Source organism: Butyricimonas sp. BSD2780061689_150309_C8, assembly GCF_015560935.1.
Lineage (GTDB): Bacteria > Bacteroidota > Bacteroidia > Bacteroidales > Marinifilaceae > Butyricimonas > Butyricimonas paravirosa.
The window spans coordinates 383,995-400,318 of the sequence record NZ_JADMSV010000001.1; the positions used below are offsets into that span (position 1 = coordinate 383,995).

16 protein-coding genes and 1 pseudogene are annotated in these 16,324 nt (G+C 44.1%); 12 read left to right on the forward strand and 5 right to left on the reverse strand.

Annotation, left to right across the window (positions count from 1 at the left end; translation table 11 throughout):
- Positions 1-133: 133 nt before the first annotated feature.
- Positions 134-470, forward strand: a pseudogene (locus I2I33_RS01470) (transposase); the annotation flags it as partial.
- A 318-nt stretch (positions 471-788) separates the two neighbouring features.
- Here I2I33_RS01470 and I2I33_RS01475 read toward each other — a convergent pair.
- Positions 789-1,592, reverse strand: a complete 804-nt coding sequence (locus tag I2I33_RS01475; protein ID WP_087419178.1) for a peptidylprolyl isomerase — start codon at positions 1,590-1,592, stop codon at positions 789-791.
- A gap of 115 nt (positions 1,593-1,707) precedes the next feature.
- Between I2I33_RS01475 and I2I33_RS01480 the strand changes: the two genes are divergently transcribed.
- The gene (locus I2I33_RS01480) at positions 1,708-2,133 is read left to right on the forward strand and encodes an SPOR domain-containing protein (RefSeq protein WP_087419179.1); all 426 of its coding nucleotides are present in this window, start codon (positions 1,708-1,710) and stop codon (positions 2,131-2,133) included.
- 11 nt (positions 2,134-2,144) lie between these two features.
- Positions 2,145-2,645 (forward strand): SPOR domain-containing protein, encoded by a 501-nt coding sequence (locus tag I2I33_RS01485; RefSeq protein WP_087419180.1) that lies wholly within the window; start codon positions 2,145-2,147, stop codon positions 2,643-2,645.
- On the opposite strand, the gene I2I33_RS01490 is transcribed toward I2I33_RS01485, so the two are convergent.
- The 4 genes from I2I33_RS01490 to hemW all read right to left on the reverse strand — a co-directional run bounded on the left by I2I33_RS01490 (position 2,642) and on the right by hemW (position 7,403).
- A complete protein-coding gene (locus I2I33_RS01490; RefSeq protein ID WP_229128145.1) occupies positions 2,642-3,241 on the reverse strand; it encodes a PAP2 family protein in 600 nt (199 codons plus the stop codon). The two genes, I2I33_RS01485 and I2I33_RS01490, sit on opposite strands and share 4 nt — an antisense overlap.
- 18 nt (positions 3,242-3,259) lie before the next feature.
- Entirely contained in the window at positions 3,260-4,750 is a 1,491-nt protein-coding gene (gene rpoN, locus I2I33_RS01495; RefSeq protein ID WP_087419181.1) for an RNA polymerase factor sigma-54, read from the reverse strand.
- Positions 4,751-4,774: 24 nt separating this feature from the next.
- Positions 4,775-6,220, reverse strand: a complete 1,446-nt coding sequence (gene asnS, locus I2I33_RS01500; protein WP_204247525.1) for an asparagine--tRNA ligase — start codon at positions 6,218-6,220, stop codon at positions 4,775-4,777.
- A gap of 61 nt (positions 6,221-6,281) precedes the next feature.
- The gene (gene hemW / locus I2I33_RS01505) at positions 6,282-7,403 is read right to left on the reverse strand and encodes a radical SAM family heme chaperone HemW (RefSeq protein ID WP_087419183.1); all 1,122 of its coding nucleotides are present in this window, start codon (positions 7,401-7,403) and stop codon (positions 6,282-6,284) included.
- 114 nt (positions 7,404-7,517) lie between these two features.
- On the opposite strand from hemW, the gene I2I33_RS01510 reads away from it, so the two are divergent.
- The 9 genes from I2I33_RS01510 (at position 7,518) to I2I33_RS01550 (ending at position 16,320) form a co-directional block, all read left to right on the forward strand.
- Positions 7,518-9,755, forward strand: coding sequence for a TonB-dependent receptor domain-containing protein (locus I2I33_RS01510; RefSeq protein ID WP_087419184.1), 2,238 nt, complete (start codon positions 7,518-7,520; stop codon positions 9,753-9,755).
- Positions 9,756-9,759: 4 nt separating this feature from the next.
- On the forward strand, positions 9,760-10,566 hold the full coding sequence (locus I2I33_RS01515; protein ID WP_087419185.1) for a DUF4249 family protein: 807 nt from the start codon (positions 9,760-9,762) through the stop codon (positions 10,564-10,566).
- A gap of 607 nt (positions 10,567-11,173) precedes the next feature.
- A complete protein-coding gene (rplM, locus tag I2I33_RS01520; RefSeq protein WP_027200744.1) occupies positions 11,174-11,629 on the forward strand; it encodes a 50S ribosomal protein L13 in 456 nt (151 codons plus the stop codon).
- Positions 11,630-11,635: 6 nt separating this feature from the next.
- Entirely contained in the window at positions 11,636-12,022 is a 387-nt protein-coding gene (gene rpsI, locus I2I33_RS01525; protein WP_027200745.1) for a 30S ribosomal protein S9, read from the forward strand.
- Positions 12,023-12,115: 93 nt separating this feature from the next.
- A complete protein-coding gene (rpsB, locus tag I2I33_RS01530) occupies positions 12,116-12,898 on the forward strand; it encodes a 30S ribosomal protein S2 (RefSeq protein ID WP_087419186.1) in 783 nt (260 codons plus the stop codon).
- 82 nt (positions 12,899-12,980) lie between these two features.
- Positions 12,981-13,799: a translation elongation factor Ts gene (gene tsf / locus I2I33_RS01535; protein ID WP_087419187.1), complete on the forward strand. Its 819-nt coding sequence runs from the start codon at positions 12,981-12,983 to the stop codon at positions 13,797-13,799.
- Between the two features lie 76 nt (positions 13,800-13,875).
- The gene (locus I2I33_RS01540) at positions 13,876-14,553 is read left to right on the forward strand and encodes an HAD family hydrolase (RefSeq protein WP_087419188.1); all 678 of its coding nucleotides are present in this window, start codon (positions 13,876-13,878) and stop codon (positions 14,551-14,553) included.
- Between the two features lie 62 nt (positions 14,554-14,615).
- Positions 14,616-15,194, forward strand: coding sequence for a hypothetical protein (locus I2I33_RS01545; RefSeq protein ID WP_087419189.1), 579 nt, complete (start codon positions 14,616-14,618; stop codon positions 15,192-15,194).
- Positions 15,184-16,320 (forward strand): serine/threonine protein kinase, encoded by a 1,137-nt coding sequence (locus tag I2I33_RS01550; RefSeq protein ID WP_087419190.1) that lies wholly within the window; start codon positions 15,184-15,186, stop codon positions 16,318-16,320. The genes I2I33_RS01545 and I2I33_RS01550 overlap by 11 nt, the downstream gene beginning before the upstream one ends.
- The last annotated feature ends 4 nt before the right edge of the window (positions 16,321-16,324 follow it).

Consider the following 16,324-nt stretch of genomic DNA (forward strand, 5'->3'; position numbering starts at 1 on the left):
ATTATTATCACAATAATGAAGTGATTTAAACTTATGTTAGATTCTTAATTTTTTATCAAAATGTCAGCATAGTGTACCAAACGGATTATTTCCCATATTACGGGAGACCAAAGTCATATATAAAGAAAATCCTATGTACGCTGTGCTTGCCAAAAATACGATAAAAAACGAAATATTGCCCCATCTTTCCAAGCAAAATGCGGTTATGTCACTCAAAGTTGTCTCGTAGATGTTAAATGCCATTTTATACAAACTCAAGACCGGATGCCAATGGGCTCTTCTTCCCGTAGAATCCTTGTTCAGTGGTAAAGTACTAACCTATGGTGCAGTTTATCATCATTATTGTAAATGGTTCAAAGCGGATGAATGGAAGTTCGGGAAAACACCATAATATCCATGATTTTGAGAATGTTATCAAAAGTATGCTTGACGACCTTGGAAAATCCAACATCAGGGTTGACGGGCTTTTTCAGTTACCACATTTAATCAAACAATCAAAACGGCACATTACTACAAACACTTCCATGATACGAATACGAACAATTATAGTCATAGAATTTCTCTATATGATAGAAAACATGACAATACTTATTTCATAATCACATATCATCTATAGCCAGTTTTCTATATTTGTAGCCAGTCTAAGGTTGCAGATTGTAATTTGAAAAACTTATATACTTTAAAATCAATCCTTTCCCATTATTCCATACTATTTTCATTATAAATCAACATAAAACAAACACGAACCCATTAAACGAGAATATGCACACCAAGAAAATAGTCCCCCCCTACTTCGCCACCCTCACCCTCTTAATCATCACATCCTCCACCGGGCGGTCCCATTCACTGGTCTTCACGGCGGCGATTTTATCCACGATTTCCAGCCCCTCGATTACCTCGCCGAAGACCGTGTATTGCCCGTCCAAGTGGGGAGTCCCGCCGACTGTCGTGTAAACCTTTTTCTGTTCTTCCGTCAGCACGAACTCCGCGTTGACAAACAGGCTGTCGCACTCCCGGGTTAGTTTCTCCGACAAAGCGACTATACCCTCCGTATCGTTTACCTCCTGCAAACGGGTAAATTCATCCTTGTACTGATTCTTCAATCGTCCATATAACGCCATCTTACGCCTTTCATTGATACTCTTCACGGTAGCCTCCAACTGTTCCGGAGAATACACCTTTCCTTGAACAATATAAAACTGCGCCCCGCTAGACTTACGTTCCGGATTGGTATCATCCCCTTCTCGGGCAGCCGCAAGCACTCCTTTCTTGTGGAAATACTCCGGCACGAACTCCGCGTCGATCCGGTAATCCACGTCTCCCTCACCCAACATCACGTCCGGCCCTGCATTCTTCGATGTCGGGTCTCCGCCCTGTATCATAAAATGATTAATCACCCGGTGAAACAACAATCCATCATAAAACTTTTCATCCACCAATTTCAAAAAATTATCCCGATGCTTGGGTGTTTTGTCATACAAACGAATCTTTATGTCCCCGTACTCCGTGGTAATTTTCACGATAGGTTCTGTTTCATTCTTACACGAAACGGCAAGAACCAAAATCAACAATACTCCGATAAATTTATTCATAATAACTCTTTTACTGGTTACAATTCGACACTTTCACCACAAAAATAGAAGAAAATACTTTACTAACAATAAATTTGTTTGTATCTTGGCATGATTAACCAAAACGTTGTCAAACATGAAAACGATTCTACTATTTACACTTGTCATCCTAGCGGTTACAATCTCCGGATGTCAAGACAAAAAGAAGGTAAGAAACACGAATACGCAAAAAGAAGCGGTTAAAGTAGAGACCAAGGCTGTCCTTATAAAAGACACCATCCAAGTAACGGAAACAAAAACGGTAACCGAGACCACCGTGGTAAAAGAAGCCCCGGAATATCTCCTTGTCGGCGGCTGTTTCCGCATCAAAGATAATGCAGACCGCATGTACGACAAGCTACACAAGGAAGGTTACGCAAACGCCATAATCATGCCTTATAGCAGGGATCTTTACCTCGTGGCTTACGAAGGGTACAAGACCGAGAAAGAGGCTATCGCTGCCGTGAGAAAAATTCACAAAATCCCCGGTAAAGAAGAGACCTGGATCTATCAAATAAAATAAACGCAAGTAACATGAAACTCGTATTGTTCCTGTCATTCGTCCTGATGTTGCCGTTCGTTGGCTGTCAACGGGATAAAATGAATTCCAAGAACCTGACTACCGTCAACGTGAAAAGAAACCTTCCGGTCTCTCTTTCGGGAAACACCGTCTCCCTTGATACCATCAGGCAAAAAAACTCGCAAGATAACAATAACACAACGATTGCATCAAACATGAAGATTTCCCCATCCCGGCAGGAAACAGGAAAGCAACAAGGAACAGAACAAAACATCAAGAAAACAAATACAAGAAGTTATCATATCATCGTGGCCAGCCATCCCCGGGAAAATCTAGCAGAAAAAGACGTGACACAACTAAAAGCCAAAGGTTTCCAAAACGCACAGATCATTACCAAAGACCAGCGTTATCGTGTCAGTATTGCGAATTACACGGATAAACAGGAAGCCACGAAACAAAGGGATCTACTCGCCACCCAACTGGGACAAAGCGATATATGGATCATGCTTTATTAATACATGATAGCCACCACGGCTGCGGCACCATAAATATACCCGACATACACTTGGGCAGGGGTATGTTGTTTTAGATACAAGCGGGCAGAGGCAACAAGGCCGGAAACCAGAATCAGCAAAGGCAACAAGTTAATCACATCACCCAAGTACTTCATTCCCAGAATAAAAACAAAGCCACACAAAGCCCCGATAGCTGTCATGTGCATACTGATCTTCCAGCGAATCGTCACGATCATAAAGCCGGAGAGCATGATTACCATAATCAGGTAAAACTGTCTCACGATATTTGAATAAGGCAAATTACGGGAAAAATAAAACACGACAAAAGCCCCCACGATCGTCACCAGCACCGGGAACACCCGATCTTGTTTCTGCACTAGACGGTACCCCTCAATCAACCCCAACCATTTTAACAACGGCAAGCAAAGCAATGGAATCAACGTCACCCCCAGCAAGGTCAACAAATAAGACATATTCTGCGTGTATGCCGGAATATAAGTAAAAACGGTTCCTGTATTAAATGTGATAAACAACACGTACAAAGGCAACAACAAAGGATGAAACAGTATGGATATTGCAAAAGCAAGTACTTTCATATTTTAAAATTATGGCTTTTAAACTTCCCTACGAAGTCGGGCCACCGGAATATCCAGCAACTGACGATACTTTGCAATCGTCCGGCGGGCAATCTGGTAACCTTTTTTATTCATTAATTCCACCAACTCATCATCTGTGTAAGGTTTGCGTTTATCCTCGCCGTCCACGATTTCCTTCAACACATTCTTCAACTCGCCCGTGCTAACTTCCTCTCCACTACTTGTCGGCATACTTCCCGAAAAGAATTGTTTTAAAGAGTAGATACCGAACCAAGTCTGTATATACTTAGAATTAGAAACCCTCGAAATAGTAGAAACATCCAATCCCGTAATATCAGCAATATCCCGGAGAATCATCGGTTTCAACTTGCTCTCGTCCCCCGTCTGGAAAAATGGTTTCTGGAACTGCACGATAGCCGTCATTGTCAACATCAGCGTGTTATTTCGCTGTTGCACGGCATCAATAAACGAACGAGCAGAACTCAGCTTATATTTCACGAAAGACACCACATCTTTCTTCTCTCGGGAATTCGAATTCTTCTGGTAATCCTCCAACATATTGACGTATGATTTGTTCAACCTCAACTCGGGAATATCCCCCGTGTTCAAGCTCAACTGTAATTCCCCGTCAACAATATCCAGGTTAAAATCAGGAATAATCTTCTCGGCTCCCGGAACCGAAGAATCGGAAATCTGTCCGCCCGGCTTGGGATTCAATTTCAAAATTTCGTCCACCGCCTCCTTCAACTCCTCGTCCGAAATCCTCATCCGTTTGGAAATCTTCTCGTAATGTTTCTTCGAGAACTCCTCAAAATAACTCTCCAATATAATCCGGGCATTGATCAAAGCCGGTGTGGAAGTCTCCGCCAAGCGTCGTTTCACCTGTAGCAACAGACACTCCCTCAAATCTCTCGCCCCCACTCCTGCCGGATCGAAACGCTGCACGACACGCAACAAAGATTCAATCTTCTCATCGTCCACCTCGATCCCCGCCCCAAAAGCAAGATCATCCACGATATTCTCCACGTCCCGACGCAGATAACCATCATCATCTATATTACCAATGATATACTCGCAGATCTTACGATCCATCTCTCCCAAGTGCTGCGTCCCCAACTGTTCCACCAGATTCTCCCGAAAAGAAATCCCCCCGGAAAGCACGAACTCCCGTGCATCATCATCCTTCGAGGCATTCGATGCTGTCAACTTATAGTCCGGAATATCATCCTCATCACTGATATAATCATCTAAAGAAAACTCATCCTCCGAAGATTCGTAATTATCTTCTTCCTGCGAATTCTCATCATAATCCACCTCATCCCCGTCCTCCTTAATATCAACCTCCGGCTCTGGTTTCTCCTCCCCCTCTTCCAAAAGCGGGTTTGACTCCAGCTCCTCCTTAATCCTCTGTTCAAGTTGATAGGTAGGAAGCTCAAGCAGCTTGATCAGCTGTATCTGCAACGGATTGATTTTTAATCCTAATTTCTGTTGTAAATTTTGCTTGAGCATCCTTCTATTTATTTCAAATTATTCTTAAAACTCGGCATTCTTCGGTGTCCGCGGGAACGGGATCACGTCACGTATATTCCCCATTCCGGTCACGAACAACAACAAACGTTCAAACCCAAGTCCGAATCCGCTATGCTCCGCGGAACCGAACCTTCTCGTGTCCAGATACCAAGACATTGCGGAAACCGGAATCCCAACCTCCTGCATACGGGTCACCAGCTTGTTATAGTCTTCCTCGCGCTGTGACCCCCCGATAATCTCTCCGATTTGCGGGAAAAGCACGTCCATCGCAGCAACCGTCTTTCCGTCCGGGTTCTGTTTCATATAGAAAGCCTTGATTTCCTTCGGGTAACCCGTCAAAATCACCGGTTTCTTGAAATGTTTCTCTACCAAGTAACGCTCGTGCTCACTCTGCAAATCCACACCCCAACCTGTCACCGGATACTGGAACTTACCGTTCTTATTTTGCTTGCTGTTTTTCAATATATCAATAGCCTCCGTGTAAGTAACCCGTTCAAATTCATGGTTCAACACGAATTGCAACTTCTCGATCAACTCCATGGAACGTTCCTCGGCTTTCTTATCCTTCTCCTCTTCCTGCAAACGCTTGCTCAAGAACAATAAATCGTCCATGCAATGCTCCAAAGCATAACGGATCAGGTATTTCAAAAAATCCTCCGCCAAATCCATGTTATCTTCCAAATCATTGAAAGCAACTTCCGGCTCGATCATCCAGAACTCCGACAAATGGCGCGTGGTATTTGAATTCTCCGCCCGGAAGGTAGGCCCGAACGTGTAAATCTTACCCAGCGACATGGCACCCAGCTCACCTTCCAGCTGACCGCTCACCGTCAAGTTAGTTGATTTACCGAAAAAGTCCTGTCTGAAATCAACACTTCCGTCCTCCAATAAGGGGGGATTCTTCGGGTCAAGCGTCGTCACCCGGAACATCTCTCCCGCCCCCTCGCAATCCGAGGCCGTGATCAACGGGGTATGCAAATAATAGAAACCATGATCGTTAAAATATTGATGAATGGCAAAAGCCATCGCGTGACGAATACGGAAAACAGCCCCGAAAATATTCGTGCGGAATCTCAAATGAGCCACCTCACGCAAAAATTCCAAGCTATGCTTCTTCGGTTGAATCGGGAACTTTTCCGGATCAGCCTCTCCCATCACGATCACCTCGTTCGCTTGAATCTCGCAAGCCTGTCCGCTCCCGGCACTCTCCACGAGCAAACCTTTCACGTGAATAGCCGCCCCGGTCGTTACTTTCTTCATCACCTCCTCGGCCACCTTCTCCATATCAACCACCACCTGTATATTATTGATCGTAGAGCCGTCATTCAACGCGATAAAATTCACCTGTTTATTACCACGTTTGGTTCTTACCCAACCTTTAACCTCAACCTCTTTACCGCAATCTCCTGATTGCAACAGTTCTTTGACTGACATTCTACTCGTTTTCATCTGAAAAACATTTAAATATTAAACTTACAACCGCAAAAATAGTATTTTTTCATGTAAAAAACTAGACCACGAATAAATCACTCAAAATCGCGTCTGAAATTACCCACCCGGTCTCGCTGATTTTCCACCTTCCTCCTTCCTCCACCAAATCCCCGGAACGCTCGTATTTCCGGACTTGTTCCTGCACCTGTTCCCAAAACATGGCGTAATCTCTCTCCAATTTTTGTTTCTCCATGCCCCACATTGTCCGCAAGCTCGTCATCACGTATTCATTATATAAATCAATAGGTTTTAATTCCTCTTTTTCAAATGAAAGCGTTCCTTCATTTAAATGATCTATATAAGTTTTCAAATTCGCCGTGTTCCATTGTCTGGAATGCAGGTCATAAGAATGAGCCGAAGGGCCGAAACCAATGTATGGCTTTTGTTGCCAGTAAGATGTATTGTGCCGGGAGTACTTCCCGTTCCGGGCAAAATTGGAAATTTCATAATGTTCAAAGCCCAACTCTTTCAACCGTTCACACACCCGCTGATAACGCCCGGCCATCACCTCTTCATCCTCCAACCGGAACTCACCTCGTTTCACCATATGTTCAAATACCGTATTTGAATCAATACTTAACATATACACGGATAAATGAACTATTGGTAAACAACTTGCCTTCTCCACATCTCTCAACAACTCCTCCTCCGTCTGCCCCGGCAAACCAATAATCAGATCCATGCTTATATTATCAAATCCCATGCCAGCAGCAAGCGCGATTCCATCCATCGCCTGACGGGCCGAATGCGTCCGATTGATTCGTTTCAATTGTTCATCCGAAAAAGATTGCACCCCGATACTTAACCGGTTAAACTCCAAATCCTTTATTCCCTGCAATCTTTCCGGCACCAGATCTTCGGGATTCAACTCGATGGTTCGCTCCATACCGGGGGCGAACGAATAATTTTCCTCCAACTTCCGAATAATTCGTTCCAGCTCCCCCCGTTTCAAGTAAGAAGGAGTACCTCCCCCGAAATACAAAGTATTCATTTCCTGCCGTGGCAAATACCCCCTCCTTAAAACGATCTCCCGTTCGATAGCCCCCAGATATGCCTCCTTCAAGGTCAATGATGCCACCGAATAAAACCCGCAATAAAAACATTTACTCCGGCAAAAAGGTACATGCACGTATATTCCCATGATCAAATTTTAATAGATACCCTGCAAAATAACAACAATTATTCACATGAACCATAAGGCATAAAGGGATTTGTTTACTACATTTGTGAAATTTCGAACTCACAATGCGTGTATATGGGCAAATTGGTTGCAATCTTATTTATATTCATCTCCATATCACTTGACGCCCAAACGGTCATCGTGGGGAAAGTTATAGCCCACTCCGGCGAACCGGTCAACGGGGTACACATCTATTGCGTCGAGAGCGAAAAAGGCTCCACGACAGACTCTCTAGGTCTCTTCCGGTTAGAATGTCCCATCCCTTGCACGTTGGAATTTTCACACGTCAACTATAAAAAAGAAACTTACAAACTCAACAAAAGCGACGCACCCTTCGTCATTACCTTGCGTAACAAACAGAACAACCTGAAAGAAGTCGTCGTCACGGCCCTTCCGGCCAGCGGGCGAATCCTCTCCTCCATCAAGGGGATCGAACGGATTCCGGCCATTCTCGGCGAACAGGATGTACTGAAATACCTCGCCACCATGCCCGGCATCGTGACGACAAACGCGCTCAATTCCGGCATCTACGTCCGAGGTGGAAACAGCAACGAAAACGGATTTCTCATCAACAATATGCCCATCGCCTACCCGGACCACCTCACGGGAATCCTGTCCACGTTCGACCCCTACATACTGAACAACTCCACCCTTTTCAAAAGCGGCTTCCCCGCCCGGTACAACAGTTTTTTATCCTCCTACATCAATATGCGCCCCGAACCGGGAAACAAGCACGAACACGAGGGAGAGCTGACTCTCGGACTTGTCTCTTCCGCCCTGAAAGCCAAAGGCCCGATCATCAAAAATCATACGTCCTTTGCCGCCTCTGCCCGGACCTCTTATTTACAACATATCTCCCGGTTATACAACCGGTCCATGGACGACAAGACGAATCCTAACTACATGCCGGAGTACTCCTTCAGTGATATTACCGCAACCATTGATTCACGTCTTTCCGATAAATGGAGAATGACCGCCTTCGGACTGTTCTCCCTCGACCACATGAAAATGAAGATCAGCGAACACGTGCAATACATTTTCGACTGGCACACCTTTTCCGGCAACGTGAATGTCTCCTACACGCCCAATGCCAACGAGCAATGGGATTTCCAATTCGGTGGGAAAAACACGTACAGCGAGGGTGACGCCTTCGGCAGTGTTCCCATGGGAGGCGGAAATCGCAACTACGCCCTTCTCGGGCAAGCAACCTATTCCCGTAGACTCTCGGATAAATTGAACCTAAACAGCGGGGCAAAATTTGAATACTCCCGGTTCGAAACTGCCAACAAAAGCGACGACAGCCAAAATCTTCTAATAAAAAGTTCGGACAAAGACTTCAATCTATATGAATTATACCTAGATATAAACTACCAATTGAATCAAAACTTCTCCTTAAACGTGGGAGGAAATTATCAATTTTACGCGGGAGAAACCCGGGAACATACCTTCTCGCCCCGGGCAAAAATCAGTTACACGGTCAACAAATTCACCATCTGGGCGGATTACGCCAAGACGGTTCAATATTTAAGCCTCTACCCCTATTTCACGGTTAAAACCCCGATCGACATTTGGTATCCCCTCGCAAAAGGAACCCAACCCGCCACCTGTCACCAGTATTCCATCGGGATTAATCAAGAGATCGGACAATTATTATCCTTCTACGCGGGCATTTTTTACAAGGACATGCGTAACGTGAAAGACTTCGCCTCGGACATTCAAACCGAATATTCCGCCCTAAGCAATCGCCAAATTCAAGGAAAAGGCCATGCCAAAGGTCTCGAATTTGACCTCACGCTCAACCATCACGCCCTATACATGCGGGCCAATTACACGCTCTCCGAATCCAAGCGCAAATTCGCGGAAATCAATAACGGGAAAGCCTTTAATCCCCCGTACGACGTGAAACACAACGTCATGATCAACTTCTCCTATCAGATTTCGCCCCGGCTCCTGTTGAACACCCTTTGGACCTTCTCGTCCGGGGTTTACACGACCTTTCCCAAGGGAATGGTCATCGCCCAGAACATCACGGAGTTTAACGATGACAAACCCATTCTTATCCCCGTGTACACGGATCGCTATAACTACAAATTACCCAACAACCACCGGCTGGATGCCAGCCTCGACTATAAATTCGGCGGCAAGAACCTCTTGTTCAAACTCAGCGTCGGAGCCTACAACGTATATAACCAATCGAACCCTTCGTTCGTTTATTTTCAAGCAGAAAGTGCGGACAACCTGACCAAGATTATCCCGAAATCCAAGGTCATGCTCCCCTTTATCCCGTATGTTTCACTTCGAATAAACTGGTAATCACATGAAAAATGGAATTTTAACCCTCCTATTTCTCTCGCTCCTCTCCTGCATGCCGGAAGAGGAACTTCCCATGAAAGACATGGGTGAGATCTCCGGTTATTTCATTGAATGCTACTGCAAACCGGGTGAATTTTACACGTTGAACGCGGCCAAAGTCTCCCCAATCCACGAGATCATCGACCTGAGCGACCCTATCGATCTGGATGTTTCCATAAAGGCTGACTCCATCATCAAACTTATCCCCACGTTCAGCCCCTCATTCCTCGGAAATTTCAGGCACGACACCAAGTTCAATCAATTCGGGCTAGACTCGCTTTACCTGAGCATCTACACGCCTGAAAAAGAACACATCACGGCCAAAACCGCCATACCGGACCCCATCGCTATCTCTTCCTATTCCGTTTCCAAGGTGACGAACTCCGTCACGATCAGCTTCCCAACCTCCCTCAATCCCATGCAAAATTACTATATATATAGCGTGCAGGCAAGAAAAGAAGGAGCCGGGGATGACAACCTGCTGAAAAAAGAAACAAGCTATCTCGACCTATCCCGCCATACCGGGGGTGTCACGATCGAACGCACCATCAAATGCCAAGAAATCGAAGAGGCAGAAGCCGTCGTCATTCTTCTTTTACGTATTACCGAAGATTGTTACAACTATCAAGTTTCTCTCTACGAGGCTAACAGCGCCAACCAAGGCAGCATCACTTCTCCCGTCCCGCTTATCGGAAACATACAGGGTGCGCTAGGGATATTCACCTGTTACACGGAAGATTACAAATTCGTATCCCACGAAAGTTTTCAATAACATATCCCACCTCACAAGACTCTTTAAACCCGATAAGTCCGGATGTGAAGCTGATTTAAGTAATCATTTGATTATCAAACCATGATCACTTCAGGACAAAATGCGGAAAAACTATTTAAAGTATATTTTTAAAATCCTTATAAAACGCTATTCTTAGTATAGCGCTTTAATAGAGCTTTAATAGCGTTCTAATAGCGCTTTACACGAAAGTGATCCGGAACAAATCAGCTAGAATTAATTGATTATCCGACTATTACCTTAGCACGTCGGCATAAATAGGGTACGTCCCCCCATACGAACAAAAAATACCCCCCGACCATTTACTCCCAAATAAATAATTCCGAAGTCAATCAAAATGCTCTGGAACAAATCTTTTCGCGGAATGTTTTGGAATTCACGTATTAATGTGTAATTTTGCCCCTCATTTTGGAGTGGAGTACTCGCTAAATTGTAAGGGATACCTTAGCCATGCTCTTTACAATGCACCTGTCTCCGTTGAAAATCATATCAGTTTGCCCGATAAACCTCGTTATTTTCAACCGGATAGAATGCCCAGAGTCCCCACGAAGAAATACAAACAGAAGTTTAATTTTTAATTAAAAAAAAAGTGGATCAGATTAGTTACAAAACAACTTATGTCAACAAAGCCACTGCACAGAAAGAATGGGTTTTGATTGACGCAGAGAATCAAGTTGTGGGACGTCTTGCCGCTAAAGTTGCGAAACTATTGAGAGGCAAGTACAAACCCAGTTACACTCCCCACGTGGATTGTGGAGACAATGTAATCATTATCAACGTAGAAAAAGTTATCTTCACAGGTAACAAATTAACAGACAAACAGTATCGTAGACACACCCAGTATCCTGGAGGTCAACGGATTTCTACCCCGGCAGAAGAAATGAAAAGATTCCCGGAAAGAATTCTGGAACATGCTGTTAGAGGTATGCTTCCTAAAAATCGCCTTGGAAGAGCTGTATTCAAGAACATGCACCTGTTCGTAGGACCGGAGCATAACCACGAATCACAACAGCCTAAAGTAATTGATATAAACGCACTTAAATAACAAGGTATGGAAGTAGTAAATGCAGTAGGTAGAAGAAAAACAGCGGTAGCCCGCGTTTATCTTAACGAAGGAAAAGGCAATATTACGATCAACAAGAAAAGCCTGGAAGAATATTTCACATTGCCTACCCTCCAATATATTGTAAAACAACCGCTTGAACTATTAGGTGTGTTGGGACAATATGACATCAAGGTAAACCTTGTAGGTGGAGGTTTCAACGGACAAGCTGAAGCTTTACGTTTGGGAATTGCCAGAGCATTGGTGAAAGTAAACGCAGAGGATAAATCAAAACTAAGAGCAGCAGGATTCATGACCAGAGATCCGCGTGAAGTGGAACGTAAGAAACCGGGACGTCCTGGCGCTCGTAAGAGATTCCAATTCTCTAAACGTTAATAGGAGTTTAGTATCTAAATTGGCGGGACTTCTGTGGAGAACTACCCGACAATTGATTAAATTTAAGAAAGTAAACTTTAAAGGAGACACAAAATGTCAAATACAAATTTCGACGAATTATTAAATGCAGGTTGTCACTTTGGACACCTTACCCGTAAATGGAATCCTAAAATGGCTCCGTATATTTTCATGGAGCGTAATGATATCCACATTATTGACCTGAACAAAACAGCCATCATGTTGGACAAGGCAAGTGCAGCTTTGAAACAGATCGCTAAATCAGGTAGAAGAATTCTGTTTGTTGCAACAAAGAAACAGGCTAAGGACATTGTTGCTGAAAAAATTTCTAATATCAATATGCCGTTCGTGACTGAAAGATGGCCGGGTGGTATGTTGACCAACTTCCCGACAATTCGTAAAGCCGTGAAGAAAATGACCACCATCGACAAGATGGAAAAAGACGGTACTTTCTCTCACCTTTCAAAACGGGAAAAACTTCAGATCTCTCGTCAAAGAGCAAAATTGGAAAAGAACTTGGGTAGCATCGCTGACCTGACTCGTCTTCCGGCAGCTCTTTTCGTGGTTGACGTGATGAAGGAGTACATCGCTGTAAAAGAAGCTAACACGTTGGGAATTCCAGTATTCGCTATCGTGGACACGAACTCAAACCCGGAAGGAATTGACTTCGTAATCCCGGCTAACGACGACGCATCAACTTCTATTTCTTTAATTATCGACAAGGTAGCCGGAGCCATCAAAGAGGGTCTGACGGAAAGAAAAGCCGAAAGAGAGAAAGAAGGAGACAAGAAAGGTGCCGAGAAAGTTGAGGCTCAGGATGAAGTAGCTGAAGTAAGCGAAACCGCTTCTGAAGAATAGATTAATTTTTGACTTTAGATTTCAGATTTTAGATTGAATGATCTAACTTCTGAAATTGAATTAACATGGAGGTTTAAAGAATATGGAAATAAAAGCAGCAGACGTGATGAAGTTGCGTAAAGCAACAAACGCCGGAATGATGGACTGCAAACATGCATTACAAGAAGCTGAGGGAGATTTCGACAAAGCCGTTGATATCATCCGTAAGAAAGGTCTTGTTGTTGCAAGCAAACGTGCAGACAGAGAAGCAAAAGAAGGATGCGTTTTAGCCAAAACCGATGGAAAGAATGCAGTTATGGTTTCCTTAAACTGCGAAACTGACTTCGTGGCTAAAAACGAGGGATTCATTGCTTTCACGACCAAAATTCTTGACGCCGCTTTAGCTAATATGCCTGCAACTACCGAAGATTTGTTGGCTATCCAACTGGACGGTAGAAGTATCGCTGACCAGATTTCAGAACAAACCGGTGTTATCGGCGAGAAACTGGAATTAAGCTATTACGGCTCTGTAAAAGCAGAAGATTGCGTGATCTACATTCACCCGGGAAACATGTTGGCAACCGTTGTTGGTTTCAACAAAGCAGCTGACACCCAAGTGAAGAAAAATATCGCCATGCAAGTGGCAGCCATGGCTCCTGTTGCCGTGGATAAAGACGGTATTCCTCAAAACGTTATCGATCACGAATTCGAGATCGGTCGCGAAAAAGCTCGTGAAGAAGGTAAACCGGAAAACATGCTGGATAAAATTGCTCAAGGTCGCTTGAACAAATTCTTCCAAGAGTCTACCTTGTTAAACCAAGTTTTCGAGCAAGACGGTAAAATGTCTGTAAAAGAGTACTTGAAAAGCGTAGATAAAGATTTAACTGTTACCGCTTTCTTACGTTTCACGTTGAACGCCTAATACAGGAAACAAATCTTTGAAATATAGAAACAGGCTTAGTAATAGGCCTGTTTTTTTATCCACTCACACCCACTATATGCAGCAAGAATACACCTACATTCTTTTAGACCTCGACGGTACGGTCACCGATTCCATGGAAGGAATCACCAAATCAATCCGGTACGCCTTGAAACACTTCGGAATAGAAGTGAATGACTTAAACGGACTACGTAAATTCGTGGGTCCCCCGTTGAAAGAATCCTTGATGGAATTCTGCCATTTCAGCGCGGACCAGGCCGAGGAAGGCATCCGGAAATACCGGGAAAGATTCGCCGACACGGGCATATACGAAAACGCCGTTTATCCCGGCATGGAACGCCTTCTGCAAGAATTAAACGAGGCCGGAAAACAAGTGATGCTCGCTACCGGAAAACCGGCTTATTACGCCGAAAAGATACTTGATCATTTCCACTTGAGCGATTACTTCAAATTCGTCGGGGGAAGCGGGCTTGACGGCTCGTTGTCTCACAAAGACGAGGTGATCCGTCACGTGCTGGAAAATAATGACATCCGGGACTTGAGCAAGGTGGTCATGGTGGGGGATCGGAAGCACGACATCATCGGGGCCCGGAAGACCGGAATTGACTGTATCGGGGTTTTATACGGTTACGGGGATTGGGAAGAATTAACCCAAGCCGGAGCCAAACGGATCGTCGCATCGGTAGAGGAATTAAAACAGGCGTTATTACCCAAAAACCGCCTACATAATCAATAAACAGTCTTGTACAGATCGAGTTATTGTACTATATTTGTTTACTCGATTAATAATTTTTATTGATGAATACATTTAAGCCGGAAATACAAGAATTATTAAAAGCCGTTGAAAAGAAGTACTCTCAAAATTTAAGGACAACCACTGATTTTGATGTATTTTCTCTTCACTTAAAGCTTCAACTCGATGTATCCATATCCACTTCGACCCTAAAGCGGTTGTGGGGCTATGTCAAAGACAAGCACAAACCGAGGAATCAGACACTTGATTCTCTCGCACAATACATCGGCTTTTTCAACTTCAACGAGTTCTGCGCTTACCTGAAAGACAACAGTCTATGCAATTCATCCTTCTTTGTCACGAAACAGATTCAAACCAGAAATCTCTCGGCAGGAGAAGAAATTGAAATCGGATGGTCGCCCAATCGCTACCTTCACCTGCAATACCAAGGGGATTCATGGTTTGAAGTGGTAGAGGCCCAGCACTCCAAGCTCGTGCAAGGAGATCGTTTCGAGGCTGTCAGCTTTTTGATGGGACAACCGTTATCCCTCGGCTATGTTTTAAGAGACAACCAGAAAACGCCGCCATTTATCGCAGGGCGTAACGGGGGATTGACTTTAATTAATCGCATCCATGCCAAATAAGGATTCATTGTCATCGGGATTCGTGGGAGAAGATATTCCAAGTCAAGAGAGTATGTTCAGCAATATTTCCGAATTCTATCGTTCGGAATCGGGTTATAGTTGCCTGCATCTGTGTCGACGGTACGGAAAATTACATATCCTCAAAAGCCTACAACCCCCATTTAAACAAGAAGAGTTCTACAAACAGTTATTACATAAGGAATTCAATATCGGCTACCAGTTGGACCACCCGAATATTCGCCAGACGATCGACTGGGAACAACAGGACGAGTTGGGGCTGTGTATCGTGATGGAATACATTGACGGGATTTCCTTGAAAGAGTTTATGATTCAAGGGAAATTAACGCAACCTCTCGCGTACAAGTTTATCCGGGAACTTTGTGAAGCGTTACACTATATTCATAGCAAGCAACTTGTTCATAAAGACTTAAAGCCGGAGAATATCATCATTACCCACAACGGGAATAACGTCAAATTAATCGACTTCGGCCTCTCGGATCGGGATGATTATGACACGCTGAAAATTCCTGCCGGAACAAAAAAATATCTCGCCCCGGAGCAATTACTTCCTCACGCATCGCTTGATTGCCGCACGGATATTTACTCGCTGGGAGTTATCATCCAAGACATCACAAGCGTGATAAAGGATCGAAGATTGGTTCGAATCGCACAGAAATGTACACAGAAAAATCCTGACAAGAGATTTCATTCCGCCCAAGAAGTGCTGGAAGCGCTCAATGTTAGAAGACATAGCAAGAGCATTCTTTATATTTCTGCGGTCGCGGTACTCTCGTTCCTGACAACCTTTTACTTGAAGAACTTGTCGTCCCAACCGGATAAAAGTAGCATAAACCGGGTGTACAGCAATTCGGTGATCGCACCGACCTGCCAAAAATTCCTCTTACAGGAAAAGAATAATTTGAATAGACACGTGATTGCTTACAAAAAGAACGAACGATCCCTTGTGCAAGATAGCACAAACACGCAAAAGGCACTCAAGCAAATCATAAAAACAGAATTCGCGGACGCCACACAGCAAGAGTCCCGTTTGTTCAAACATCAAGTGAATGAATTAGAATCTGAAATCGGACAAATCTTTGAAGCCATCCGAAAAGAGGTCCAATAAAGCC

Coding starts and splice junctions, on each gene's coding strand:
- tsf (WP_087419187.1), top strand. CDS start 12,981: ATGGAAATAAAAGCAGCAGACGTGATGAAGTTGCGTAAAGCAACAAAC.
- I2I33_RS01515 (WP_087419185.1), top strand. CDS start 9,760: ATGAAAAATGGAATTTTAACCCTCCTATTTCTCTCGCTCCTCTCCTGC.
- I2I33_RS01545 (WP_087419189.1), top strand. CDS start 14,616: ATGAATACATTTAAGCCGGAAATACAAGAATTATTAAAAGCCGTTGAA.
- I2I33_RS01550 (WP_087419190.1), top strand. CDS start 15,184: ATGCCAAATAAGGATTCATTGTCATCGGGATTCGTGGGAGAAGATATT.
- asnS (WP_204247525.1), bottom strand. CDS start 6,220: ATGAAAACGAGTAGAATGTCAGTCAAAGAACTGTTGCAATCAGGAGAT.
- rpoN (WP_087419181.1), bottom strand. CDS start 4,750: ATGCTCAAGCAAAATTTACAACAGAAATTAGGATTAAAAATCAATCCG.
- I2I33_RS01540 (WP_087419188.1), top strand. CDS start 13,876: ATGCAGCAAGAATACACCTACATTCTTTTAGACCTCGACGGTACGGTC.
- I2I33_RS01480 (WP_087419179.1), top strand. CDS start 1,708: ATGAAAACGATTCTACTATTTACACTTGTCATCCTAGCGGTTACAATC.
- hemW (WP_087419183.1), bottom strand. CDS start 7,403: ATGGGAATATACGTGCATGTACCTTTTTGCCGGAGTAAATGTTTTTAT.
- rpsI (WP_027200745.1), top strand. CDS start 11,636: ATGGAAGTAGTAAATGCAGTAGGTAGAAGAAAAACAGCGGTAGCCCGC.
- I2I33_RS01485 (WP_087419180.1), top strand. CDS start 2,145: ATGAAACTCGTATTGTTCCTGTCATTCGTCCTGATGTTGCCGTTCGTT.
- I2I33_RS01490 (WP_229128145.1), bottom strand. CDS start 3,241: ATGAAAGTACTTGCTTTTGCAATATCCATACTGTTTCATCCTTTGTTG.
- rpsB (WP_087419186.1), top strand. CDS start 12,116: ATGTCAAATACAAATTTCGACGAATTATTAAATGCAGGTTGTCACTTT.
- I2I33_RS01475 (WP_087419178.1), bottom strand. CDS start 1,592: ATGAATAAATTTATCGGAGTATTGTTGATTTTGGTTCTTGCCGTTTCG.
- I2I33_RS01510 (WP_087419184.1), top strand. CDS start 7,518: ATGGGCAAATTGGTTGCAATCTTATTTATATTCATCTCCATATCACTT.